Origin of the sequence: Pantoea sp. R13S299 (genome assembly GCF_048515925.1) — a bacterium.
Classification (GTDB): domain Bacteria; phylum Pseudomonadota; class Gammaproteobacteria; order Enterobacterales; family Enterobacteriaceae; genus Pantoea.
Window position 1 is genome coordinate 158,798 of sequence record NZ_JBLYEF010000005.1, and the last position, 23,555, is coordinate 182,352.

At 57.5% G+C, this 23,555-nt stretch carries 19 protein-coding genes; 9 read left to right on the top strand and 10 right to left on the bottom strand.

All coding sequences use genetic code 11. The features are described 5' to 3' along the window. Position 1: 1 nt before the first annotated feature. From ACN1CO_RS19845 to glpD, 3 genes are all read right to left on the bottom strand, one after another. Positions 2 to 862, bottom strand: coding sequence for a triphosphoribosyl-dephospho-CoA synthase (locus ACN1CO_RS19845; protein ID WP_419140391.1), 861 nt, complete (start codon positions 860 to 862; stop codon positions 2 to 4). Further along, positions 862 to 2,517 (bottom strand): malonate decarboxylase subunit alpha, encoded by a 1,656-nt coding sequence (gene mdcA / locus ACN1CO_RS19850; RefSeq protein ID WP_419140392.1) that lies wholly within the window; start codon positions 2,515 to 2,517, stop codon positions 862 to 864. The genes ACN1CO_RS19845 and mdcA overlap by 1 nt, the downstream gene beginning before the upstream one ends. 335 nt (positions 2,518 to 2,852) lie before the next feature. Beyond that, positions 2,853 to 4,358, bottom strand: a complete 1,506-nt coding sequence (glpD, locus tag ACN1CO_RS19855) for a glycerol-3-phosphate dehydrogenase (RefSeq protein ID WP_419140393.1) — start codon at positions 4,356 to 4,358, stop codon at positions 2,853 to 2,855. A gap of 227 nt (positions 4,359 to 4,585) precedes the next feature. Here glpD and glpE point away from each other — a divergent pair, with 227 nt between their 5' ends. The 5 genes from glpE to malQ all read left to right on the top strand — a co-directional run bounded on the left by glpE (position 4,586) and on the right by malQ (position 11,205). Beyond that, positions 4,586 to 4,912: a thiosulfate sulfurtransferase GlpE gene (glpE, locus tag ACN1CO_RS19860; RefSeq protein ID WP_283546891.1), complete on the top strand. Its 327-nt coding sequence runs from the start codon at positions 4,586 to 4,588 to the stop codon at positions 4,910 to 4,912. A 29-nt stretch (positions 4,913 to 4,941) separates the two neighbouring features. Continuing rightward, a complete protein-coding gene (gene glpG / locus ACN1CO_RS19865) occupies positions 4,942 to 5,763 on the top strand; it encodes a rhomboid family intramembrane serine protease GlpG (RefSeq protein WP_090966801.1) in 822 nt (273 codons plus the stop codon). A 31-nt stretch (positions 5,764 to 5,794) separates the two neighbouring features. Then, positions 5,795 to 6,553, top strand: coding sequence for a DeoR/GlpR family transcriptional regulator (locus ACN1CO_RS19870; RefSeq protein ID WP_090966799.1), 759 nt, complete (start codon positions 5,795 to 5,797; stop codon positions 6,551 to 6,553). A 155-nt stretch (positions 6,554 to 6,708) separates the two neighbouring features. Further along, the gene (gene malP, locus ACN1CO_RS19875; RefSeq protein ID WP_419140394.1) at positions 6,709 to 9,114 is read left to right on the top strand and encodes a maltodextrin phosphorylase; all 2,406 of its coding nucleotides are present in this window, start codon (positions 6,709 to 6,711) and stop codon (positions 9,112 to 9,114) included. 9 nt (positions 9,115 to 9,123) lie between these two features. Further along, a complete protein-coding gene (malQ, locus tag ACN1CO_RS19880; RefSeq protein ID WP_419140395.1) occupies positions 9,124 to 11,205 on the top strand; it encodes a 4-alpha-glucanotransferase in 2,082 nt (693 codons plus the stop codon). A 47-nt stretch (positions 11,206 to 11,252) separates the two neighbouring features. On the opposite strand, the gene nfuA is transcribed toward malQ, so the two are convergent. Beyond that, on the bottom strand, positions 11,253 to 11,828 hold the full coding sequence (gene nfuA, locus ACN1CO_RS19885; protein WP_419140396.1) for a Fe-S biogenesis protein NfuA: 576 nt from the start codon (positions 11,826 to 11,828) through the stop codon (positions 11,253 to 11,255). 58 nt (positions 11,829 to 11,886) lie between these two features. Beyond that, a complete protein-coding gene (gntX, locus tag ACN1CO_RS19890) occupies positions 11,887 to 12,567 on the bottom strand; it encodes a DNA utilization protein GntX (RefSeq protein ID WP_419140397.1) in 681 nt (226 codons plus the stop codon). A 34-nt stretch (positions 12,568 to 12,601) separates the two neighbouring features. Here gntX and bioH point away from each other — a divergent pair, with 34 nt between their 5' ends. Both bioH and ACN1CO_RS19900 read left to right on the top strand, forming a co-directional pair. Further along, on the top strand, positions 12,602 to 13,378 hold the full coding sequence (gene bioH, locus ACN1CO_RS19895; protein ID WP_419140398.1) for a pimeloyl-ACP methyl ester esterase BioH: 777 nt from the start codon (positions 12,602 to 12,604) through the stop codon (positions 13,376 to 13,378). 170 nt (positions 13,379 to 13,548) lie between these two features. Then, on the top strand, positions 13,549 to 13,818 hold the full coding sequence (locus ACN1CO_RS19900) for a YdgH/BhsA/McbA-like domain containing protein (protein ID WP_419140399.1): 270 nt from the start codon (positions 13,549 to 13,551) through the stop codon (positions 13,816 to 13,818). Here ACN1CO_RS19900 and ACN1CO_RS19905 read toward each other — a convergent pair whose 3' ends face one another. The 4 genes from ACN1CO_RS19905 to yjbE all read right to left on the bottom strand — a co-directional run bounded on the left by ACN1CO_RS19905 (position 13,819) and on the right by yjbE (position 18,969). Then, positions 13,819 to 15,504: an alpha-amylase family glycosyl hydrolase gene (locus ACN1CO_RS19905; RefSeq protein ID WP_419140400.1), complete on the bottom strand. Its 1,686-nt coding sequence runs from the start codon at positions 15,502 to 15,504 to the stop codon at positions 13,819 to 13,821. Positions 15,505 to 15,631: 127 nt separating this feature from the next. After that, the gene (locus ACN1CO_RS19910) at positions 15,632 to 17,959 is read right to left on the bottom strand and encodes a Tex family protein (protein WP_419140401.1); all 2,328 of its coding nucleotides are present in this window, start codon (positions 17,957 to 17,959) and stop codon (positions 15,632 to 15,634) included. A gap of 103 nt (positions 17,960 to 18,062) precedes the next feature. Beyond that, positions 18,063 to 18,536 carry a transcription elongation factor GreB gene (greB, locus tag ACN1CO_RS19915; protein ID WP_090966786.1) on the bottom strand — a complete coding sequence of 158 codons (474 nt, stop codon included), beginning with the start codon at positions 18,534 to 18,536 and terminating at the stop codon, positions 18,063 to 18,065. Between the two features lie 184 nt (positions 18,537 to 18,720). After that, positions 18,721 to 18,969 carry an exopolysaccharide production protein YjbE gene (gene yjbE / locus ACN1CO_RS19920; protein ID WP_136198563.1) on the bottom strand — a complete coding sequence of 83 codons (249 nt, stop codon included), beginning with the start codon at positions 18,967 to 18,969 and terminating at the stop codon, positions 18,721 to 18,723. A 537-nt stretch (positions 18,970 to 19,506) separates the two neighbouring features. Here yjbE and ompR point away from each other — a divergent pair. Together ompR and envZ are read left to right on the top strand one after the other, a co-directional pair. After that, positions 19,507 to 20,226 (top strand): two-component system response regulator OmpR, encoded by a 720-nt coding sequence (gene ompR / locus ACN1CO_RS19925; protein ID WP_003853014.1) that lies wholly within the window; start codon positions 19,507 to 19,509, stop codon positions 20,224 to 20,226. Then, positions 20,223 to 21,590: a two-component system sensor histidine kinase EnvZ gene (gene envZ / locus ACN1CO_RS19930; RefSeq protein ID WP_419140402.1), complete on the top strand. Its 1,368-nt coding sequence runs from the start codon at positions 20,223 to 20,225 to the stop codon at positions 21,588 to 21,590. The genes ompR and envZ overlap by 4 nt, the downstream gene beginning before the upstream one ends. A gap of 41 nt (positions 21,591 to 21,631) precedes the next feature. Here envZ and pckA read toward each other — a convergent pair whose 3' ends face one another. Further along, the gene (gene pckA / locus ACN1CO_RS19935; protein WP_419140403.1) at positions 21,632 to 23,251 is read right to left on the bottom strand and encodes a phosphoenolpyruvate carboxykinase (ATP); all 1,620 of its coding nucleotides are present in this window, start codon (positions 23,249 to 23,251) and stop codon (positions 21,632 to 21,634) included. Positions 23,252 to 23,555 lie beyond the last annotated feature (304 nt).

The window sequence follows — 23,555 nt, forward strand, 5'->3', positions numbered from 1 at the left end:
TCTAAAAATAAGTATGTTCAGGCGAACAGACGCGATCGATAAACAGCGTCGCGGCCAGCAGGTCGGCGGCCCCGCCAGGCGAGGCGTTGAGCGCCAGCATCCGGCGGTCGAGCTGCGCGAGCGCCACCTGACCTGCGGCGGTGCGGCAGCCGCCCGCCAGCAGCACGGCACGTGCTCCCTGCTGCATGGCATCGAGTCCGGTCATGCCGGCACGTGACAGCACGCAGGTATCGCTGAGCGAGGTCATGATCGCCATCAGCGCATCCAGTCGGGCTTCGCATTCACTGGCTCCCACTGCACGGCTGGTCAGCAACTGCGGCAGCGCCAGCTTCATCACGTGAGGAAACGCCTGTTGCGCCTCTTCGCGTGCACCGGGCACCTGATAGCGGTGCGTCGCTTTTAACCCTTTGCTGAAGACTCTGGGGGCGTGGCTGTCGGGCAGGCTCGCCAGCGCGGCAGCGGTGCGGGTCAGATGGTCAGCACTGACTGCACCACCCTGCATCGCTGCGGCACTTACCAGCAATCCCAGCGCCCAGATCGCGCCCCGATGGGTGTTCACGCCGCCGGTTGCCGCCATCATCTGCTGTTCGCCGTCGCGGCCCAGCCGACCCACCGTTTCGCGCAGGGCGATATCGGCGGGACGTAGCCAGCTGTGACGGGCCAGCGCCAGAAAGGTCGGCATCAGGCTGTGAGCGGAACGCTCCATCAGCGCCAGCGTCAGATCCCGATGCGCGCCATTTCCCCGACTGTCAACCAGACCCGGCTTCGGGCTCAGACGTGCTTCATCGATCAGACAATCGCGCGCCATTGTCGCCAGCTGACTGGCCTGCGCCTCGGCATGGGTCTGTGACAGGAGTTTCATTACCAGCTCCGGAATTTAGCAGGCGGGTTGTACAGGCCATCTGACCATTCAACCAGGTCAGCGACGCTGCCCGCTGCCAGCAGTGAACGCGTGGCGTCGGAGCGGCGGATACCCATATCTTCCGGGTAAACCACTTTGCCGCTTTTACGCAGGGCCGTGACGCGCGCGGCATCCACGCCCAGACCGATATCGGTGATCCCGGCGACCGCGGCGACCATGGCGCGACGCTCTTCAAGGCTCTCTGCACGATAGAGATAGGCGATGCCTTCCTCGGTCAGCACGTGCGTGACGTCATCGCCGTAGATCATCACCGGGGCCAGCGGCATACCGGAGGATTTCGCGACTTCAACCGCATCAAGCGTTTCAACGAAGGTCGGTTTGGCACCGGCCTGGAAGGTCTCGACCATCTGCACCACCAGTTTTTTACCGCGCTGCATCGGGTCTGGCTCGGTGATCATATTCAGCCAGGCGGGCGTCGCGTGACGGCGACCATGCGGGTCGTGACCCATATTTGGCGCGCCACCGAAGCCGGAAAGACGACCACGGGTGACGGTAGAGGAGTTCGCCAGCCCATCAACCTGCAGGGTGGCGCCGATAAACATATCGACCGCGTACTGACCCGCCAGCTGGCAGAAGGCGCGGTTAGAGCGCATCGAACCGTCGCTGCCGGTAAAGAAGATGTCGGGACGGGCGCGGATATACTCTTCCATACCCAGCTCGCCGCCGAAGCAGTGCACGCTCTCCACCCAGCCGCTCTCAATCGCCGGGATCAGCGTCGGATGCGGGTTCAGCGCCCAGTGCTTACAGATTTTGCCTTTCAGGCCGAGCTGTTCGCCGTAGGTGGGCAGCAGCAGTTCGATGGCGGCGGTGTTAAAGCCGATACCGTGGTTCAGCGACTGCACCTGATGTTCAGCGTAAATGCCTTTAATCGCCATCATCGCCATCAGGATGTGCTCCTGCTTAATCAGGCGCGGATCGCGGGTAAACAGCGGTTCGATAAAGAAAGGTTTGTCAGCGACTAGGATGTAGTCGATCCAGGAGCCGGGAATATCAACGCGCGGCAGGTCGGTTTCGTCATCGACCAGCTCATTGACCTGGGCTATCACGATACCGTCACGAAACGCGGCGGCTTCGACCAGCGCCGGGGTATCTTCGGTACTCGGGCCGGTATAGAGGTTGCCTTTGCGGTCGGCTTTGTAGCCGGCAATCAGCGCCACATTCGGGCTGAGATCAACGTAGAGACGGGAATAGAGTTCGATATAGGTGTGGATCGCGCCGATTTCCAGCTGGCCATCCTGCAACAGCTGAGACATGCGCAGGCTCTGCGGACCAGAGAAAGAGAAGTCGAGTTTGCGGGCGATGCCTTTTTCAAAAATATCGAGATGTTCGCTGCGGCCGACGCTGGGCATAATCATATGCAGGTCGTGAATCTTTGAAGGATTCACCGCCGCCAGAGTGCGGGATAAAAAGTCCGCCTGTTTCTGGTTATTCCCTTCCAGCACCACGCGGTCGCCCGGCGCAATTAACTGTTCAAATGCTTCAACGGCTCTTTCTGCAGGAATGACTTTGCCATCAAGGGGAAAGGAGGCCATACGACGCGCTTTTTCACTGCGGCGTGTGTTCCACTCCCGGGCAGGCGTTTGGCCTGTGTTCATTTCAACCTCCGGATTTGAATCGCTCTGTTGACGTTTATGCTGAGGGAAGTCTGAGCTTTCTTAAAACGGTGTTCAATTAAGCAAAAAAGCGGAACGTTAGATTTAAGGTAACGATGGAGAAAGGGCGATGAATGCGCGAAGCGTTGAGTTTAGGCTCTGAGAGATGAAGTAAAGGTTACAGCGGTGAATATTTCTGGCCGGGACTAATTATGGAAATAAAAGAGGGGTGAAAGTAAATCTTCAGCTAGCGTTTAACAGGCACAAGGGGCGAATAGCCGGCAAGCAGACAATAAAAAAGCAGGCCGGAGCCTGCTTTCTGATCGGTTACTGCCCGCTTAAGATGCCAGCGACAGGGCCGGTTTCGCTTTCGCGGCCAGCCACTCTGCCACGCGAGCCTGCTGCTCTTTGGTCAGCCACATGCCCTGTTTGGTACGACGCCAGATCGCATCATCCAGTTCACGCACCCACTCATGCTGCACCAGGTAGCGTAACTCCGCCTCATAGAAATCGTGACCGAAGTTCTCACCCAGGTCGTCCAGGCTTTTCGCGCCGCTCAGCAGGGTTTCAGTGCTGCTGCCGTAAGTGCGCGAGAAGTGGCGCGCCATATTCTCGGTAATGAACGGATAGCGACGACGCAGGCTGGCCGCGTAATCATCGCTGGTGCCGTTGATATTCCCGCCCGGTAACACGCAGTTCTTCGTCCAGGCCGGACCGGCGTTCGGATAGTACTTCGCCAGTTTTTCCAGCGCATGTTCTGCCAGCTTACGATAGGTAGTCAGCTTACCGCCAAACACGGAAAGCAGTGGAGCCTGACCGTTATCGTCACGCACATCCAGCGTGTAATCACGGGTAATCGCCTGCGGTGAATCAGATTCGTCATCACACAGCGGACGGACACCCGAGTAAGACCAGACGATATCGTCAGCGGTCAGCTGCTTTTTAAAGTGTCCGTTGAACACTTTCAGCAGGTACTCGGTTTCGCTGTCATCGATATGGACGCTTTTCGGATCGCCTTTGTACTCTACGTCGGTGGTGCCGATGATAGAGAACTCATCCATCCACGGGATGACAAACACGATACGGTTATCTTCGTTCTGCAGGATATAAGCCTGCTTCTCGGTATGGACGCGCGGCACCACGATGTGGCTGCCTTTGATCAGGCGGATACCGTAAGGCGATTTCAGCTTCAGGCTGTCATCGAACAGCTGCTTAACCCACGGGCCAGCGGCGTTGACCAGGCCTTTCGACTGCCAGGTAAAGGTCTTACCGGTATCGACATCTTCCGCTTCAACCTTCCACAGGCCGCCTTCACGCCAGGCGCGGGTCACACGGGTGCGGGTACGCACTTCGCCGCCACGCTTCACCACTTCCTGGGCGTTCAGAACCACCATGCGGGCATCATCGACCCAGCAGTCTGAATATTCGAATCCGCGCGTAATTTCCGGCTTCAGGGCCGAATCCGCGCCAAATCGCAGGCTTTTACTGCCTGGGAGGCTGGTACGCTTGCCCAGATGGTCATACATAAACAGACCGGTGCGGATCATCCACGCCGGACGAAGATGCGGACGGTGCGGCAGACGGAAGCGCATCGGAAATGCCAGATGCGGGGCCATTTTCAGCAGCACTTCACGTTCGGCCAGTGCTTCACTGACCAGACGGAATTCGTAATGTTCAAGGTAGCGCAAGCCGCCGTGAATCAGTTTTGAACTGGCAGAGGAGGTCGCGCAAGCCAGATCCCGCGCCTCCAGCATTAACACCGACAGTCCGCGTCCTGCAGCGTCTGCTGCAATGCCGGCACCGTTGATGCCGCCGCCGATCACGATCAGGTCTTTGGTTTCCACGTCATCTCCTCCGATGTTCGGAATAGTTCATTAATGTTCGTTTTCGAGCATAATCATAATCGCAAACCAACATTGACGCCAGCTTTTAACCGGGTAAAAACATTTTTGCGTGATATAGCTAACATTCTGCCCACCAAAAAAACAGATAGCCGTAACGATTGTCAGGTTATCGGCGTGGATTCTCGGGTTACACTACGCGCTATTGTGACGCTGTTATGAGAGATCCCATGGAAACGTTCGAATGTATTGATGTGCAGCAGGCGCAGGCGCGTCTGGCGCAGGGTGCGCTGCTGGTGGATATCCGCGATCCGCAAAGTTATGCCCTGGGCCATGCGGCGGGCGCGCTGCATCTGACCAACACCAACCTCAGCGAATTTGTCAGCGGTGCCGATCACAGCCTGCCCGTGCTGGTGATGTGCTATCACGGCAACAGCAGCAAAAGCGCGGCACAATATCTGCTGGGACAGGGCTTCAGCGCGGCGTACAGCATCGATGGCGGCTTCGATGCCTGGCGTGCCGCCTTCCCTCAGCAGGTTGCCCTCGGCAGTGAATAGATGGCTGCTCGTCACATGGAGAGTTACTGATGCGCATTACCCAATTTAATCAGCCCCGCATGGCGCAGGCGTTTGTTGACTACATGGCGACGCAGGGCATCACGCTGCGTATTGAGCATGAAAATCACTACGTCATCATGCTGGATGATGAGAGCAAGATTTCAGTGGTCGAAAACGAACTTCAGCAGTTTTTACACGACCCTAATCATCCGCGCTATCAGGCTGCCAGCTGGCACAGCGGCAAGACCGACAGCGGCCTGCGCTATGAGCGCAGCAATATCTGGGCGAATATCCGCGAGCGTGCCGGTCCGCTGACCATGACCCTGATGGTGCTCTGCATCGCGGTCTTTATTCTGATGCAGGTCATGGGCGATCAGGCCGTGATGGCGTGGCTCTCGTGGCCGGATACCGACCAGCATCTTCAGGTCTGGCGCTGGTTCAGCCATGCGCTGCTTCACTTCTCACTGTTGCACATCCTGTTTAATCTGATGTGGTGGTGGTATCTGGGCGGCGTGGTTGAGAAGCGTCTTGGCAGCGGCAAACTGTTCGTCATCATGCTGATTTCGGCGCTGCTCAGCGGCTGGCTGCAGGCGAAGTTCAGCGGCATCTGGTTTGGTGGTCTGTCGGGCGTAGTCTATGCCCTGATGGGTTACTGCTGGCTGCGCGGTGAGCGCGATCCCGACAGCGGCGTCTATCTTGAACGGGGATTGATCGGTTTTGCGGTGGTCTGGCTGGTGATTGGCTGGTTCGGCGTCTTTGGTCTGGCGATTGCCAACGCGGCGCACGTCGCCGGTCTGGTGGTCGGACTGGCGATGGCGCTGGTAGATACGCGTAACGTTACGCGTCGATAGACAGGTATAAGCGGGTTAACAGGAGAGGAACGTGAAGCAGACGCAACGTCATGACGCGATTATCGATTTAGTCCGTCGTCAGGGATATGTCAGTACTGAGGAGCTGGTGGATCATTTTGAGGTCAGCCCGCAAACCATTCGTCGCGATCTCAACGATCTGGCCGATCAGAATAAAATTCAGCGCCACCACGGCGGCGCGGCGCTTCCTTCCAGCTCTGAGAATACCGCCTGGCACGATCGTAAAATGATGTGGTCAGCGGAAAAAGCGCGGATTGCGCAGCGCGTTGCCAGCCAGATCCCGGATGGGGCCACGCTGTTTATCGACATCGGCACCACGCCGGAAGCGGTGGCGCATGCGCTGCTCAACCACAGCGACTTACGCGTGGTGACCAACAACCTCAACGTCGCAATGCTGTTGATGGGCAAGCCCGATTTCCGGGTGATTATCGCAGGCGGTGAAGTGCGGACCCGCGATGGTGCGGTGATGGGGGAAGCGACGCTCGACTTTATTTCCCAGTTCCGGCTCGATTACGGCATTCTGGGGATCAGCGGCATCGACATGGATGGGTCGCTGCTGGAGTTCGATTATCACGAGGTCCGGACCAAGCGCGCCATCATTGAAAATTCACGCTGTGCGATGCTGGTGGTGGATCATTCGAAGTTTGGCCGCAACGCCATGGTTAACCTCGGCAACATGAGTCTGCTGGACTATCTCTACACCGACAAAATGCCGCCAGCCAGCGTGATGAAAGTGATTGAGCAGCATGAGGTTCACCTCGAACTCTGCTGATTCCTGCCACGCCAGCCTCCCGGCTGGCGTTTTTCTTTGATTGTTGTCGCTTTTTCCCCCACTCGCGTCTTAACTTAACGGTTGCTGGCACCCGGTTGCCAGCCCGTGCGCTTTCTATTTTTGCTTCACCTCATTGCGTAACAGAAGGGAGTGATATGCCGCAGCAAAAATTTAATAAAGCCCGTTTTAACGCTGCACTGACCCGCCAGTGGCAACAGTTGAGTCTCGACTCCGCCCAACAGATGACCCCGCATCAGGCGTGGCAGGCGGTCAGCGCGGCACTGGCAGAGCTGCTGGACACCCAACCGGCACCGCGCCCGGCTAAGCAGCAGCGCCACGTAAATTACCTGTCGATGGAGTTTCTGATTGGTCGTCTGACCGGCAACAATCTGCTTAATCTCGGCTGGTATGACGAGGTCAAAGCGGCGCTGGCTGAGCAGCAGCTCGATTTAACGGAACTGCTGGAGCAGGAGGTCGATCCGGCACTCGGCAACGGCGGACTGGGACGACTCGCCGCCTGCTACATGGATTCGATGGCAACGGTGGGACAGTCCGCCACCGGCCACGGCCTGAATTATCAGTACGGCCTGTTCCGCCAGTCTTTCGATGAGGGGAAGCAGATTGAAGCGCCCGATGACTGGCAGCGCGAACGCTATCCCTGGTTCCGCCACAACGCGGCACTGGATGTTGAGGTCGCGATGGGCGGTCGGGTAGAGAAGCTGGAAAACGGCGGCATACGCTGGCTGCCCGATTTTACGCTGCGCGGCGAGGCCTGGGATTTGCCGGTAACCGGCTACCGCAACGGCGTGACATTGCCGCTGCGTCTGTGGCAGGCAGTCAGTGCGCATCCGTTTGATCTCACGGCCTTTAACGACGGCAACTTCCTGCAGGCGGAGCAGCCGGGCATCGAGGCGGCAAAACTCACCAAGGTGCTCTATCCCAATGACAACCATCAGGCCGGCAAGCGGCTGCGCCTGATGCAGCAATATTTTCAGTGCGCCTGTGCCGTGGCCGATATCCTGCGCCGTCACCATCTGGCGGGACGCAGCATTCACACCCTGCCTGACTTCGAAGTGATTCAGCTTAACGATACCCATCCGACCATCGCCATCCCGGAGATGCTGCGCGTGCTGCTGGATGAGCATCAGCTGAGCTGGGATGAGGCGTGGCAAATCACCAGCCGGTTGTTTGCTTACACCAACCACACGCTGATGCCGGAGGCGCTGGAGCGCTGGGATGAGAAGCTGATGCGCAGTCTGCTACCGCGCCACATGTTGATCATCAAAGAGATTAACCAGCGGCTGAAAAAATTGGTGAAGCAGCACTGGCCGGATGACAAAGCGATGTGGCACAAGCTGGCAGTCGTCGCCGACGGTCAGGTGCGGATGGCGAATCTCTGCGTCGTGAGCGGGTTCGCGGTCAACGGCGTGGCGGCACTGCACTCCAGCCTGGTGGTCAGCGATCTCTTCCCCGAATATCACCAGCTCTGGCCGCAAAAATTTCACAACGTCACCAACGGCATTACGCCGCGTCGCTGGCTGAAGCAGTGCAATCCGGCGCTGGCCGGACTGATCGATGAGACGCTGAAAACCGAATGGGCCAATAATCTTGATGTGCTGAGCGGTCTTGAAAGCTACGCCGACGATCAGGCGTTTCGCCAGCGCTATCGCAGCATCAAACAGCAGAACAAAGCGCAGCTCACGGAGTATATCGCCCGCCACACCGGCATCATCGTGAACCCGGCCGCGCTGTTTGATGTGCAGATCAAGCGTCTGCATGAGTACAAGCGTCAGCACCTCAGCCTGCTGCATATTCTCTACTGCTATCAGAAGCTCTGCGATAACCCGGCGGATGTCACCTTCACGCCACGGGTGTTTCTGTTTGGGGCCAAAGCCGCGCCGGGTTACTACCTGGCGAAAAACATCATCTACGCCATTAACAAGGTCGCGGAGGTGGTGAACAACGACCCGCGGGTTGGCGACCGACTCAAAGTGGTGTTTATCCCCGACTACCGCATCACCGTGGCTGAACTGATGATCCCGGCGGCCGACCTCTCCGAGCAGATCTCCACCGCCGGTTATGAAGCCTCCGGCACCGGCAACATGAAGCTGGCGCTGAACGGCGCGCTGACCATCGGCACGCTGGATGGTGCCAATGTCGAGATTGCCGAACAGGTGGGCGAGGAGAATATCTTTATCTTCGGGCACACCGTGGATGAGGTGAAGGCGCTTAAGGCGAAAGGCTACAACCCGAAAAAGGTGCGTAAACAGAACAAGCCGTTGGACGATTTACTGAAATCGCTGGAGAAGGGCAAATTCAGCGACGGGGATAAACATGCGTTTGACCTGATGCTGGAGAGCCTGACGAAACATGGCGATCCCTGGCTGGTACTGGCCGATTTCCAGGCCTATATCGAGGCGCAGCAACGGGTGGAAGCCCTGTGGCGTGACCCGGAAGGCTGGACCCGCGCCGCCATCCTCAATACGGCCCGAACCGGCATGTTCAGTTCGGACCGTTCCATTCGTGACTATCAGCAACGTATCTGGCAGGCACCGCGCTAAGGAGCAGCAATGAAGCAAAATGCACTCGATCAGGCCGCCCGTGCCGCGGGAATTTCACTGGATTACATCAACGTCAACGGCGAGAAAGAGGCGATCAGCGATGAGACCAAACGCGCGCTGCTGGCAGTGATGGACGATCCGCAGGACACTAAAAAATCACCGCTGCCGCCGGTTGCGGTGTTCACCGGCAGTGGCAAGCGGCAGCTGACGCCACAGGGCAGCGGCGTCTACAGCTGGCAGCTGCAGACCGAAAAGGGCAAGCAGCTCAGCGGCGAGTTGACCGCTGGGGAACCTTTTACACTGCCTGGCCCGCTTACGCAGGGTTATCACCAGCTGACGCTCAGCAAAGGGAAGAAAAGCTGGCAGACGCGGATTATCGTCGCGCCGCGCCGCTGCTATCTGCCGCCGGCGCTGGAAGCGGGAGAGAAACGCTGGGGCGCGCTGGTGCAGCTCTACACCGTGCGATCTGAACAGAACTGGGGCATTGGCGACTTCGGCGACCTCGACCAGCTGCTGGTGCAGCTGGCTGAGCGCGGCGGCGATTTCGTCGGGCTGAATCCGCTGCATGCGCTCTATCCCGCCAGCGCCGGTTTCGCCAGCCCGTACAGTCCGTCGTCGCGCCGCTGGCTGAACGTGATTTATATCGACGTCAGTCAGGTGGCCGATTTTCAGCAAAGCGCGGCGGCACAGAAGTGGTGGAAAAGCGCCAAAACCCAGAAGGCGCTGACCAAAGCGCGCGAGGCGGAGCGGGTCGACTACGAGGCCGTAATGGCCCTCAAGCTCGCTGCGCTGCGGCACGCCTGGGCCCACTTCCAGGCGCGTGATAGCCAGAGCGAAGAGCATCAGTCCTGGGCAGCCTTTGTACATGAAGGCGGCGACAGCCTGCGTTATCAGGCTGCCTACGATGGCATCCAGCTGGAGCGGCAGGCGGACAAGACGCAGCAGGGCGGCTGGCCTGCGTGGCCGGAAGCGTGGCGCAATAGCCAGTTGCCGGAGGTACAGCAGTGGTGTGAGCAGCATGAAGAGGAGATCGCCTTCTGGCAGTGGCTGCAATGGCTGGCACAGCAGCAGTTCTCGGCCTGCTGGACGCAGAGTCAGGCACTGGGCATGAGCGTCGGTCTCTATCGTGACCTGGCGGTAGGCGTGGCGGAAGGCAGCGCGGAAACCTGGCACGATCCGCAGCTTTATCGTCTTAAGGCTTCAGTCGGTGCGCCGCCTGACCGTCTGGGTCCGCTGGGACAAAACTGGGGCTTACCGCCGATGGATCCGCATGTGATGCAGGCGCGCGGCTATCAGCCGTTTATTGACATGCTGCGCGCTAACATGCGCGACTGCGGCGCGTTGCGCATCGACCATGTGATGTCGCTGCTGCGTCTGTGGTGGGTACCTGCCGGGGAAACGGCGGATAAAGGCGCCTACGTAGCCTATCCGGTGGACGATCTGCTGGGCATCCTGGCGCTGGAGAGCCACCGTCTGCGCTGCATGGTGATTGGCGAAGACCTTGGCACCGTGCCTCAGGAGATTGTCAGCCTGCTGCGCAAAAGCGGCGTCTTTTCATGGAAGGTGCTGTGGTTTGAGCAGGATAAAGATCAGCGCTATCGCGCGCCGCAGGACTATCCGCGTCAGTCAATCGCCAGCGCCAGTACCCATGATCTGCCGACGCTGACCGGTTTCTGGGAGCAGGGCGATCTGGAACTGGGGGAGAAGCTGGGTCTCTATCCGGGCGATGCGGTGAAAGCGTTACATCAGCAGCGGGCCGCGCAGAAGCAGGCGCTGCTGGATGCGCTGCATCAGGCGGGTGCCTTACCGGCACGCAGCCAGAAGAAGGCGGAGAAGCTGACCATGACGCCTGCGCTGAACCGGGCGATCCATCGCTTCCTGGCGGACACCGACAGTGCGCTGCTTGGCCTGCAGCCTGAGGACTGGCTCGGCATGACCACGCCGGTCAACGTGCCGGGCACGGTGGATCAGTACCCTAACTGGCGACGTAAGCTGAGCAAAACGCTGGAGGAGATCTTTGCGGACAAGGAAGTGAATGCACTGCTGAAGGTGGTCAGCGAGCAACGTCAGTCAGGACAGAAAGGGGAGTAAGAAAGGGCAATAAAATAGCGCGGCAGTCAGGCTGCCGCGCTTTATCATCAGTAGAACGAATGTTCGCCGCGCTGATGCTCGGTAATATCCCGCACGCCTTTCAGTTCAGGGAAGGCAGCCAGCAGCTCTTTCTCAATACCATCTTTCAGGGTCACGTCGATCATCGAACAGCCGTTACAGCCGCCGCCAAACTGCAGAATGGCGTAGCCATCTTCAGTGATCTCCATCAGCGACACGCGACCGCCGTGGCCAGCCAGCTGTGGGTTGATCTGCGCCTGCAGCAGGTACTCAACGCGCTCAACCATTGGCGCATCATCAGAGACTTTACGCATCTTGGCATTCGGCGCTTTCAGCGTCAGCTGAGAACCCAGATTGTCGGTAACAAAGTCGATTTCCGCCTCTTCCAGATAAGGTTTGCTCAGTTCATCAACATACGCTGAGAGCTTCTCGAACTTCAGTTCAGTATCGGTGGCTTCAACGGCATCGGGCGGACAGTAAGAGACGCCACACTCAGCTGTTGGCGTACCCGGGTTAATCACGAATACGCGAATCTGGGTGCCATCTTCTTGTTTGGATAGCAGTTTAGAAAAATGTTCCTGGGCAGAGTCAGTAATTCGGATCATGTCGATTGCTCAATAGTTGACTAATTTAGTTGGTTATAATACGCCCATCAATGACGCTCTACAAGGTACGGCACAGGCACCAGACCTGCACGCTGGCGGCACCCTGCGCCAGTAACAGACGACTGATTTCATCTACGGTACTGCCGGTCGTAATCACGTCATCCAGCAGGGCGATATGGCGTCCTTTAACCGTCATTTCAAGGCGGAAGGCACCACGTAAATTGGTGCGACGCTGCCGGGCGCTGAGTTGATGCTGTAGTGCGCCCCTTCGCTGGCGCGCAAGCCCTTCACGCCACTCACATCCCAGCCAGTGCGCCAGCGGTGCGGCCAGCAATACCGTCTGATTGAAGCCGCGCTGCCAGCGTCGTCGTTGATGCAGCGGAACCGGCAGCAGCAGATCAGGGCGCGGCACCGTGCCACGCCGGTAAACATTCAGCCAGCTTAGCAAAAGCAGCCGCGCCAGCATCACCCTGAGTGCGGTTATGTGAGAAAACTTAAGCTGATTAACCCACTGGCTGAACGGCGCACAATAGTCATTCACGCAGACCAGCGCCTGCCAGGCGGGCGGTTTAAGCTGGCAGCGGCCACAGGCGACCTTTACTGAGCCTGCGGGTAATCCACAGCGCGGACAGAGCAGCGGCAACGGCGGTAATTCGCGCAGGCAGTGGCTGCAGATGCCGTGCCGGGCTATCTGTAACGGCATCCGGCATAGCCAACACAGGGTGGGCATTGCTAGCATAGCGACCTCCTTATCAATTTCGGGATAGTAACTGATGACCTCGCTCTACTGGCACACCTGCGGAGAAGGAAAACGCGATCTTGTGCTGCTGCACGGATGGGGACTGAATGCCGAAGTCTGGCAAAGCATTATTCCGCGACTCAGCCCGCACTATCGCCTGCACCTTGTCGATCTGCCCGGCTATGGCCGCAGTCAGAATTCTGGCGCGCTGACGCTGGAACAGATGGCTGAGCAGATACTGCCTTTGCTGCCACCGCAGGCGATTGTGGTGGGCTGGTCGCTGGGCGGGCTGGTGGCGACGCAGCTGGCGCTGACAGCGCCAGAAAAACTGGCTGCACTGATTACGGTTGCATCGTCACCCTGTTTCACCGCCTCAGAGCGCTGGCCCGGCATTAAACCGGAGACGCTGCAGAACTTTCAGCAGATGCTCAGCAACGATTTTCAGCGCACGGTTGAGCGCTTTCTGGCGCTGCAGACGCTCGGCACCGAAACGGCGCGTGCCGATGCGCGGCAGCTGAAAGAGGTGGTGTTGTCACAACCGATGCCGGAGGTGCCGGTACTGGATGGCGGGCTGGAGATTCTGCGTCAGGTCGATCTGCGCGATGCGTTACCGCAGATTACATTGCCGTTCCTGCGCCTTTACGGGGCATTAGATGGACTGGTGCCGCGCCGGATTGCCGCAGAAATAGATGAAATGTTGCCAGCCTCGCCTTCAGTGGTTATCGAAAAAGCAGCACATGCGCCTTTCATCTCCCATCCTGAGACCTTTTGTCAGCATATTGTTAATTTTATCAGTAATTTACCAGGATAATCATGCTTTGAGTTGGCAAAATCGCAGACAGCAGTAATACTTCTCTCTGTAAGCAAGGCCGCTGCAATTTTATGTGATTAGTCACGGAAATGACTATGCCGTTCCATACTGCCTTACGCGTTTAGCTGCTGCTTACATCTCACAATGGATCATGAATGAGGGTAAACATAATGAAGGTTTTCAAATGGGTTGTGGCTTCAATGATGATGGGCGCGATTTCATTTTCTGCGATGGCAGCGAAAGAAGTCACCAAAGAAGAAGTTAAGACAATGAACCTGCAGAAGATTGGCACCGTTAACACCACAGCGGAAACCACTTCGCCAATGGATGCCAAAAAAGCGCTGTCTAAGCTCGCTGACGAAAAAGGCGGTAAATACTACCTGATCATCGCAGGCCGCGAACACGGTAAATTCAGTGCCGTTGCTGAAGTCTACAAGTAATTAACGTAGCCACATGAACTGCCAGGCATCCAGCTTAACCGGCTGGGTGCCATCAATTTTCTCCCCGCTCACCACATCCTGCAACGTATGCGCCACCGGCAGTTGCGTCTCCACTGACCGTCCACTGAGATTAAACACGCATAGCAACCCCTCGCCGCTTTCCGCCTGATGACGGCTCAGCACCAGCACGGCATTTTCGCTGTCATACAGCGTCATCGGATTATCGGGATGGAATGCAGGCTGGCGACGACGCAGCTGGATCAGCTGGCCGAGCCGGGTATAAATCTGCTGCCGCAGCCAGTCACCGCCCGCCAGCGCCGCCTCAATCTGCTGTAAATCATACTTCTGACGGTTAATTGCCCGGTTGTGTCCGGCGGCCCGTACGCCATCATAATGGTTACGACCGCCCAGAATGCTCTGGATATAGATGGCAGGCACGCCAGGGAAGACCAGCAGAATCGCATGGGCCAGTAAAAAGCGTTTCAGCCGCGTGGCGTCATCGTCGGCTTCACGGTTCAGCGCATCCAGGAAAGTGACGTTGATTTCATAGGGGCTGGTGGTGCCGTCAGGATTGTTTTTATAGGAGACGAGCGCGCCTTCCAGCGCCAGATCGCGCACCAGCGCCACAATTTCCACTTCAGACAAAATGCCGCGTGCCGGATTTAGTCCGATGCCATCGTGTGACGCCAGGAAGTTGAAGAAGGTGGTGTCGTTACTGCTGAGATCCAGCGAACTGGCCCACTGCCGCAACGCGCGCGCCGATCCGGTGTGAATCGCATGCAACACCAGCGGCGGCAGCGAAAACTGATAGACCATCTGCGCCTCATCATGCCCGTTGCCCAGATAGCTGATGTTGTCCTGATGCGGCACGTTGGTCTCGGTGATAATCACCGTGCCGGGCGCGACATGGTCGGCAATGGCGCGAAACAGCTTCACCAGCTGGTGGGTTTTTTCCAGATGAATGCAGCGCGTGCCGGGCGTTTTCCACATATAGCCAACCGCATCGAGGCGCACGTAGTCGGCGCCGCGTATCAGGTAGTCGAGCAACACGTTGACCATGCGCAGCAACACCTCAGGGTTAGCAAAGTTAAGGTCAATCTGGTCGGCGCTGAAGGTGGTCCAGATAAAACGGGTATCGCCATTCGCCATCTTAAACGGCGTCAGCAGCGGCGAGGTGCGTGGGCGCGTCACGGCGCTGAGATCGGTCGCGGGCGGCATGCTGATAAAGAAATCGTCCCAGCCGGGGTCCTGCGCCAGGAAGTGGCTGAACCAGGCGCTCTTTGCCGACATATGGTTGCAGACGAAGTCGAACATCAGGCGGGTTTCCTGATGCAGGCGCGCAATATCCTGCCAGTCCCCGCATACCGGATCGACCTGATGGTAATCAATCACCGAAAAGCCGTCGTCGGACGACCAGGGGAAAAAGGGCAGCAGGTGAACCAGCGGAAAGGTGGATTGCAGGTGCTGCTGGTAGAAGCGGGAGAAGGTGCTGAGCGTCGGTTTACCGGCTTCCCGAAACTGGTCAGCATAGGTGATCAGCACCACATCCTGTTCATCCCAGTGTGCCTTGCGCGGCAGCTTGATCGCCTCGCGGGCTGAAGCGATGTCAGCCTGCAGGCGCGCAAACGTCGCCTCCGGGAATGTGCCAGCATAAATCTTCTCAATCAGATCGGTGATCGTATCCATCGTGAATTGGGTGCCACAGCAGGTGTTGTTTTTATGACAGGCGTCTTTTTAGCGTAGCGCGATGATGGGGATTTTCAACCGGGGAGGAGGACGTGAAGAGGGGGCCAGATGTGGCCCCCTGAAAAGCTTAGCGTTTTTTGCCCAGAGCGGCGGCCAGTGCATCGCTCATCGCACTGTTACCCGCGGATGAGCTGACCGGACGCGGACGGCCTTTACCGGCAGCCGGACGTTTCTCTTCGCGCGGTGCGGCGTTCTTCGCGCCACCCCGGGCATTGCCTTCGCCTGGCTGCTCATCAAGACGCATGGTCAGGGCAATACGTTTGCGCTGGAGATCGACTTCCATCACTTTCACTTTGACGATATCGCCTGCTTTCACCACCTGATGCGGATCTTCCACAAAGCGATCAGAGAGCGAGGAGATATGCACCAGACCATCCTGATGGACGCCGATATCCACAAACGCACCGAAGTTCGTGACGTTGGTGACGGCACCTTCGAGGATCATGCCCGGCGTCAGATCGTTCAGTGTCTCGACGCCTTCCGCGAACTGCGCAGTCTTAAACTCAGGACGCGGATCGCGGCCCGGCTTCTCCAGCTCTTTCATGATGTCGGTGACGGTCGGCAGACCAAAACGTTCATCAATGAAATCACGGGGGCTGAGGTTACGCAGGCTGCCAGCATTACCCATCAGATCGCTCAGGGCCTGCTCGGTGGCAGCCAGAATACGTTCTACTACCGGATAGGCTTCCGGGTGAACGGTCGAGGCATCCAGCGGGTTATCTCCGTGGTTGATGCGCAGGAAGCCCGCACACTGCTCAAAGGCTTTTGGCCCAAGACGGCTGACTTTCAGCAGCTGCTGGCGGTTCTGGAAGCGGCCATTCTCATCACGCCAGCCGACAATGTTCTGCGCCATCATGCGCGTCAGGCCCGCGACGCGGGTCAGCAGCGGCACCGAGGCGGTGTTAAGGTCAACGCCGACGGCGTTCACGCAATCCTCTACTACAGCGTCGAGTTTCTTCGCCAGCTGGCTCTGACTGACGTCATGCTGATACTGACCGACACCGATCGATTTCGGGTCGATTTTCACCAGCTCAGCCAGCGGATCCTGCAGACGGCGGGCAATTGACACCGCGCCACGTATCGAAACATCAAGGTCCGGGAACTCCAGCGCCGCCAGTTCAGAGGCGGAGTAGACGGAGGCGCCGGCTTCACTGACAATCACTTTCTGCGCTGTGACCTGTGGGAACTGCTGCTGCAGATCCAGGAAGAAGCGCTCGGTTTCACGAGAAGCGGTTCCGTTGCCAATCGCCACTAGTTCAACCTGATGCTTAATGCAGAGAGCGGCAACGGCGGCGGCGGCTTTGGCGGTCTGGCCGGTATGCGGATAGACGGTATCGGTCGCCACGACTTTGCCGGTGGCATCGACCACCGCCACTTTGACACCGGTGCGCAGGCCAGGATCCAGACCCATGGTGGCGCGCATTCCCGCAGGAGCCGCCATCAGCAGATCGTTCAGGTTGCGGGCAAAGACGTTGATGGCTTCATCTTCTGCGCGTTCGCGCACCGTGCCCATCAGCTCTGTTTCCAGATGCAGCATCACCTTGATGCGCCACGTCCAGCTGACTACGGCTTTACGCCAGCTGTCGGCCGGTGCGTTGTTCAGGCGCAGGTTCAGGTGCTCCGCAATCAGCGTTTCGCCGTGGCTTTCACGCGGCGCTTCATCAAACTGCGGATCGGCATTCAGCGAGAGTTGCAGCACGCCTTCGTTGCGGCCACGCAGCATCGCCAGCGCACGGTGCGACGGCACGCCGCTCAGGGCTTCGTGGTGATCGAAGTAGTCACGGAACTTCGCGCCCGCTTCCTCTTTGCCTTCCACCACGCGTGACACCAGATGGGCATTTTTCCACAGGTAGTTACGCACTTTCGCCAGCAGCGCGGCATCTTCGGCGAAACGCTCCATCAGAATGTAGCGGGCGCCATCCAGTGCGGCACGGACGTCGGCGACGCCTTTGTCGGCATCGACATACTGTTCAGCAAGCTGCTCGGGGAGGTGGGACGGCTCCTGCCAGAGCGTGTCCGCCAGCGGTTCCAGACCGGCTTCAATCGCGATCTGTCCACGCGTACGGCGTTTCTGTTTGTAGGGCAGGTAGAGGTCTTCAAGCTCGGTTTTGCTGAGGGTGGTGTTGATGGCGCGCGCGAGGTCGTCGGTGAGTTTTCCCTGATCGTCAATCGACTTCAGAATCGACTGGCGTCGCTCTTCAAGTTCACGCAGATAGCTGAGACGGGTTTCCAGCTGGCGCAGTTGGGTATCATCCAGCCCGCCGGTTACCTCTTTACGATAGCGTGCGATAAACGGCACGGTATTCCCTTCATCTAACAGGCGAACGGCGGCGTCAACCTGCTCTGGTCGCGCCTGTAGCTCACTGGCAATTATCTGGCTCAGAACTTTCATCATCAGGACTGTCTTGCTTTCCGGGTTGAGAAATAGCCGACAGTTATACGGATTGATGGTTAAAATTGCCAGAGACGCGGGCGGCTTTCAGCGATAATCTGAATCGTTATTGCGGGTAGTCAATCGCGTTGACATACCACAGCGCCGGACCCAATGGCGTCTCGACGGTGGCGGCATCGCCGACCTCTTTTTTCAGCAGCGCCCGCGCCATTGGCGAGTCGATAGAGATGTAATCTTTGCGGCCAAAAATCTCATCGTAGCCCACGATGCGGAAGCGTTTGAGGTCGCCCTCATCATTTTCAATTTCCACCCAGGCACCAAAGAAGACTTTGCCATCCTGCTGGGGGGAGTAGTCCACGATACGCAATTGTTCGATGCTTTTCGTCAGATAGCGTACGCGGCGGTCGATTTCACGCAGCCGTTTTTTATTGTACTGATAGTCGGCATTTTCACTGCGATCGCCAAGGCTGGCAGCCCAGGTGACTTTTTTTGTCACTTCCGGTCGCTCTTCACGCCACAGATAGTCGAGTTCCGCTTTCAGCTTATCGAAGCCTTCGCGGGTAATGAGTCGGGTTTTCATGCTATACCGGCCAGAGAGATCTAAAGAGCGACAGTGTAAGGCAAAGAGGGCGCGGCAAAAAAGAGTCGGGGAAAGGGTTTTTAAAGACTAAAAACCCCTGTTGTTTTCCCCGGCGGCGAAAGGGTTGGTGCTGTGGTTCAAAATAAAGCCAGTAATCTGAAGCCGGTACAGAGGGTACTAAAACTTATTTTCCGGCGTGGGTCGCCGTGGTGGTCGATGTACCGGTGCTGTGACCGTCACCGCCGCCGCCGCCCATCGTGGCCAGCGCTACGCCCAGCAGGGCTGCGACTGCACCCACACCGATGGCGTTTGAATTACCTTGTGCTGTAGTCGTCGCTGCTGCGCCGGCCGCTTCACCCGTGGCTGTGGCAGCATAACCTGGGCTGACGCTGCTTAATGCCAGCGCGCTCAGCAGTAAAATTGTTTTTTTCATTGTGTGTATTCCCCGTTGAGACATCGAATATTGCCTGTGCAGTCTGGTTTAAAACGGAGAAGGCGAAAAGTTGGCTTTACTGATTGATTTAAAGGACTTTAATTACAACTGGCCTTGCTGATGGCATCGCTGAAACTAATCCGAGAGGAGCGTGGGGTGTTAGGCGGGTTTGCTGGAATATTATGCTGTCTGGCTGCTGTTGAGGTAGATTATCTGGAGCTTATCCACAGTGATGGCTGATCATTAAGTCAAATTGCCTGCTAACTCACTGAATTAATTCACTGATTAAAAACTGGCACACTTCCGACGCCAGCGATTGAGAGAAACCAGGCCGTTTTTTCAGATTTGCCGTATCAGGGGCCGGGCAGGGGTAAAAGCGTTAAAACTGACCCGAAATCGCCTTAATTCAAATATAAGCTCCTGTTTAATATGCTTTGTAACAATTTTGGCTAGAATATAAACCAATAATGACTGTCACTATAAGGCATCTTTTTTTAACAATGTTGGCTCAGGCAATAGCGCCTTTGGGAGTTGAAAATGCAAGAGAACTACAAAATTCTGGTCGTCGATGATGATATGCGTCTGCGTGCACTGCTTGAACGCTATCTCACCGAGCAGGGCTTTCAGGTGCGCAGTGTCGCTAATGCCGAGCAGATGGATCGTCTGTTAACCCGTGAATCCTTTCATCTGATGGTGCTCGACCTGATGTTGCCAGGCGAAGATGGTCTCTCTATCTGCCGTCGTCTGCGCAGTCAGAGCAACCCGATGCCGATTATTATGGTGACCGCCAAGGGCGAAGAAGTGGATCGTATCGTGGGGCTGGAGATCGGCGCTGACGACTATATTCCCAAACCGTTTAACCCGCGTGAGCTGCTGGCGCGTATCCGCGCGGTGCTGCGTCGTCAGGCTAATGAACTGCCAGGCGCACCTTCGCAGGAAGAGGCGATTATCGCCTTCGGTAAATTCAAACTTAACCTCGGCACCCGCGAGATGTTCCGTGAAGATGAGCCAATGCCGCTGACCAGCGGTGAGTTTGCGGTGCTGAAAGCACTGGTGAGCCACCCGCGTGAGCCGCTGTCGCGTGACAAGCTGATGAACCTGGCGCGTGGCCGTGAATACAGCGCCATGGAACGTTCGATTGACGTTCAGATCTCCCGCCTGCGTCGCATGGTGGAAGAGGATCCTGCGCACCCACGTTATATTCAGACCGTCTGGGGTCTGGGCTACGTCTTTGTGCCGGACGGCAGTAAAGCATGAAGCGACTGCGCTTCTCGCCACGGAGTTCGTTTGCCCGCACCCTGCTGCTGATCGTTACCCTGCTGTTTGTCAGCCTGGTCACGACCTATCTGGTGGTGCTGAACTTCGCCATTCTTCCCAGCCTGCAACAGTTCAATAAGGTGCTCGCTTACGAAGTTCGTATGCTGATGACCGACCGGTTGCAGCTGGAGGATGGCACGCAGCTGGAAGTGCCTCCGGCGTTTCGCCGGGAAATCTATCGCGAACTGGGGATCTCGCTCTACACCAATGCAGCAGCAGAGGAGAGCGGATTGCGCTGGGCGCAGCACTATGAATTCCTGAGCGAGCAGATGGGGCAGCAGCTTGGCGGTCCGACCGATGTCCGGGTTGAGGTTAACAAAAACTCGCCGGTGGTCTGGCTGAAAACCTGGCTGTCACCCGATATCTGGGTGCGGGTGCCGCTGACTGAGATTCATCAGGGCGACTTCTCGCCGCTGTTCCGCTACACGCTGGCGATTATGCTGCTGGCGATAGGCGGAGCCTGGCTGTTTATCCGTATCCAGAACCGACCCCTTGTCGATCTGGAGCACGCCGCCCTGCAGGTCGGGCGCGGGATTATTCCGCCGCCGCTGCGCGAGTATGGTGCGTCAGAAGTGCGATCGGTGACCCGCGCCTTTAACCAGATGGCAGCCGGGGTGAAGCAGCTGGCGGATGACCGCACACTGTTAATGGCGGGCGTCAGCCACGATTTGCGAACCCCGCTGACCCGCATTCGTCTCGCCACCGAGATGATGAGCGAGCAGGATGGCTATCTGGCCGAATCGATTAATAAAGATATCGAAGAGTGCAACGCCATCATTGAACAGTTCATCGACTATCTGCGAACCGGTCAGGAGATGCAGACCGAGCGCGCGGATCTCAACAGCGTGCTGGGCGAAGTCGTGGCGGCTGAAAGTGGCTATGAACGTGAAATCGAAAATGCGGTGATGCCGGAAGAGTTAATGCTGGATATCAACCCGCTGTCGATTAAACGGGCACTGGCTAACCTGGTGGTTAACGCTGCGCGATACGGCAATGGCTGGATCAAAGTCAGCAGCGGGCGGGAACTGCATCGCGCCTGGTTCCAGGTGGAAGATGATGGTCCTGGTATCAAGCCGGATCAGCTGGCGCATCTGTTCCAGCCGTTTGTGCGGGGCGACAGCGCCCGCAGCACCAGCGGGACTGGTCTCGGTCTGGCGATTGTGCAGCGTATTATCGATGCCCATCAGGGCTCGCTGGAGATTGGCGAGAGCGAACACGGGGGGTTACGTATTCGTGCCTGGTTGCCGTTAGTAGAAACGATGGCGCTGAGCCACAACACCGGCAGCAACAGCGTGTCTGGCTGATAAAAAAGCGGCGCGGCAGTGTTATTGCCGCGCCGGTTCTTTTAGCGTTGCGGGCCCGCTTTCACCAGCGCAGCACCTGCGGCGTTATCCGTATACTTGTCGAAGTTATCAATAAAGCGCTGTGCCAGACCTTCGGCGGCAGCGGTCCACTTCTCTTCACTTTCCCAGCTACGACGCGGATCAAGCGTGTCACTGTCCAGCTCGCCCAGCGCAACCGGCATCTGCAGATTAAAGATTGGCAGCGTTTCCGTCGGTGCATCATCCAGTTCACCCGCCAGGATCGCATTGATGATGGCGCGGGTATTCTTCAGGGAGATGCGTTTGCCACTGCCGTTCCAGCCGGTATTCACCAGGTATGCCTGCGCACCGGATGCCTCCATCCGCTTCACCAGCACTTCAGCGTATTGCGTCGGGTGCAGCGTCAGGAATGCTGCGCCGAAACAGGCGGAGAAGGTTGGAGTCGGTGCAGTGACGCCACGCTCGGTACCGGCCAGTTTGGCAGTAAAACCTGACAGGAAATGATACTGCGTCTGCTCCGGCGTCAGACGTGAAACCGGTGGCAGCACGCCAAACGCATCGGCGGTCAGGAAAATCACTTTCTTCGCGTGGCCCGCTTTTGAGACCGGCTGCACGATATTGTCGATGTGATTAATCGGATAGGAGACGCGGGTGTTCTCCGTTTTGCTGCCGTCGGCGTAATCAACACTGCCATCTTCACGCACCACCACATTTTCCAGCAGCGCATTGCGGCGAATGGCGCGGTAGATCTCCGGCTCAGCCTGCTCAGAAAGGTTGATGGTTTTAGCGTAACAGCCGCCTTCGAAGTTAAACACGCCATCATCGTCCCAGCCGTGCTCATCATCGCCGATCAGCTGGCGGTCAGGATCGGTGGAAAGGGTGGTTTTGCCGGTGCCAGAGAGGCCAAAGAAGACCGCCACATCACCCGCTTTACCGACGTTAGCTGAACAGTGCATTGAAGCAATGCCTTTCAGCGGCAGCAGGTAGTTCATGATGGCGAACAGACCTTTCTTCATCTCGCCGCCGTACCAGGTTCCGCCAATCAGCTGCATGCGTTCGGTCAGATTGAAGGCGACAAAGTTCTCTGAGTGCAGACCCTGCGCCTGCCAGTCAGGATTGGTGCATTTAGCCCCGTTCATCACCACAAAGTCAGGTTTGAATTCGGCCAGCTCAGCGTCGGTGGGCTGGATGAACATGTTCTTCACGAAGTGAGCCTGCCAGGCAACTTCAGTGACGAAGCGTACGCTCAGACGTGAATCGGCATTGGCACCGCAGAACGCATCGACAACAAACAGACGCTTGCCGGAAAGCTGGCGGGTGACGCAGCTTTTCAGCGCGCTCCAGGTTTCCTGCGACAGAGGCTGATTGTCGTTTTTGCCGGTGCCCTGGTCGTTCCACCACAGGGTATCGCGCGTGGTGTCATCACGCACAATGTACTTATCCTTAGGCGATCGCCCGGTGAAAATCCCGGTGTCTACTGCAATCGCGCCGCTCTGCGTCAGGGTGCCACGAGCAAAACCTTCGAGGTCCGGGCGCGTCTCTTCCTGAAATAGCGTGTCGTAATCAGGGTTGTAAACCACTTCCGTGGTATCCACGATGCCCAAAGCGGCAAGGTCTTGCGAGGTCAGGCCGTTAACGCGCATTTTACTGCTCCTTAAATCGGTGTCTGTTCTGCAAAGCAGAGATAGGTTGGGATCGTGCCAACCGGCTGTTGCATCAGGTGCGGCGAATCACTGACAGTTCACTGCGCTTCGTCACGACAGCCTGCAAAGAGAACCGGACTTTTCAGGGCATTTGCCTCTGGCTTCCGGGCGTTTGCACGATCGCGCGCAGTTTACTCTTCTGCGTTAGGGGAAAAAGGGCAGTGATCTAAAAATGCGACTCAGGGCGCGTTAAGGCTATGTTTCGAACGTTTAAAAGATGTTATGAAAGTAAAAAAAGATAATT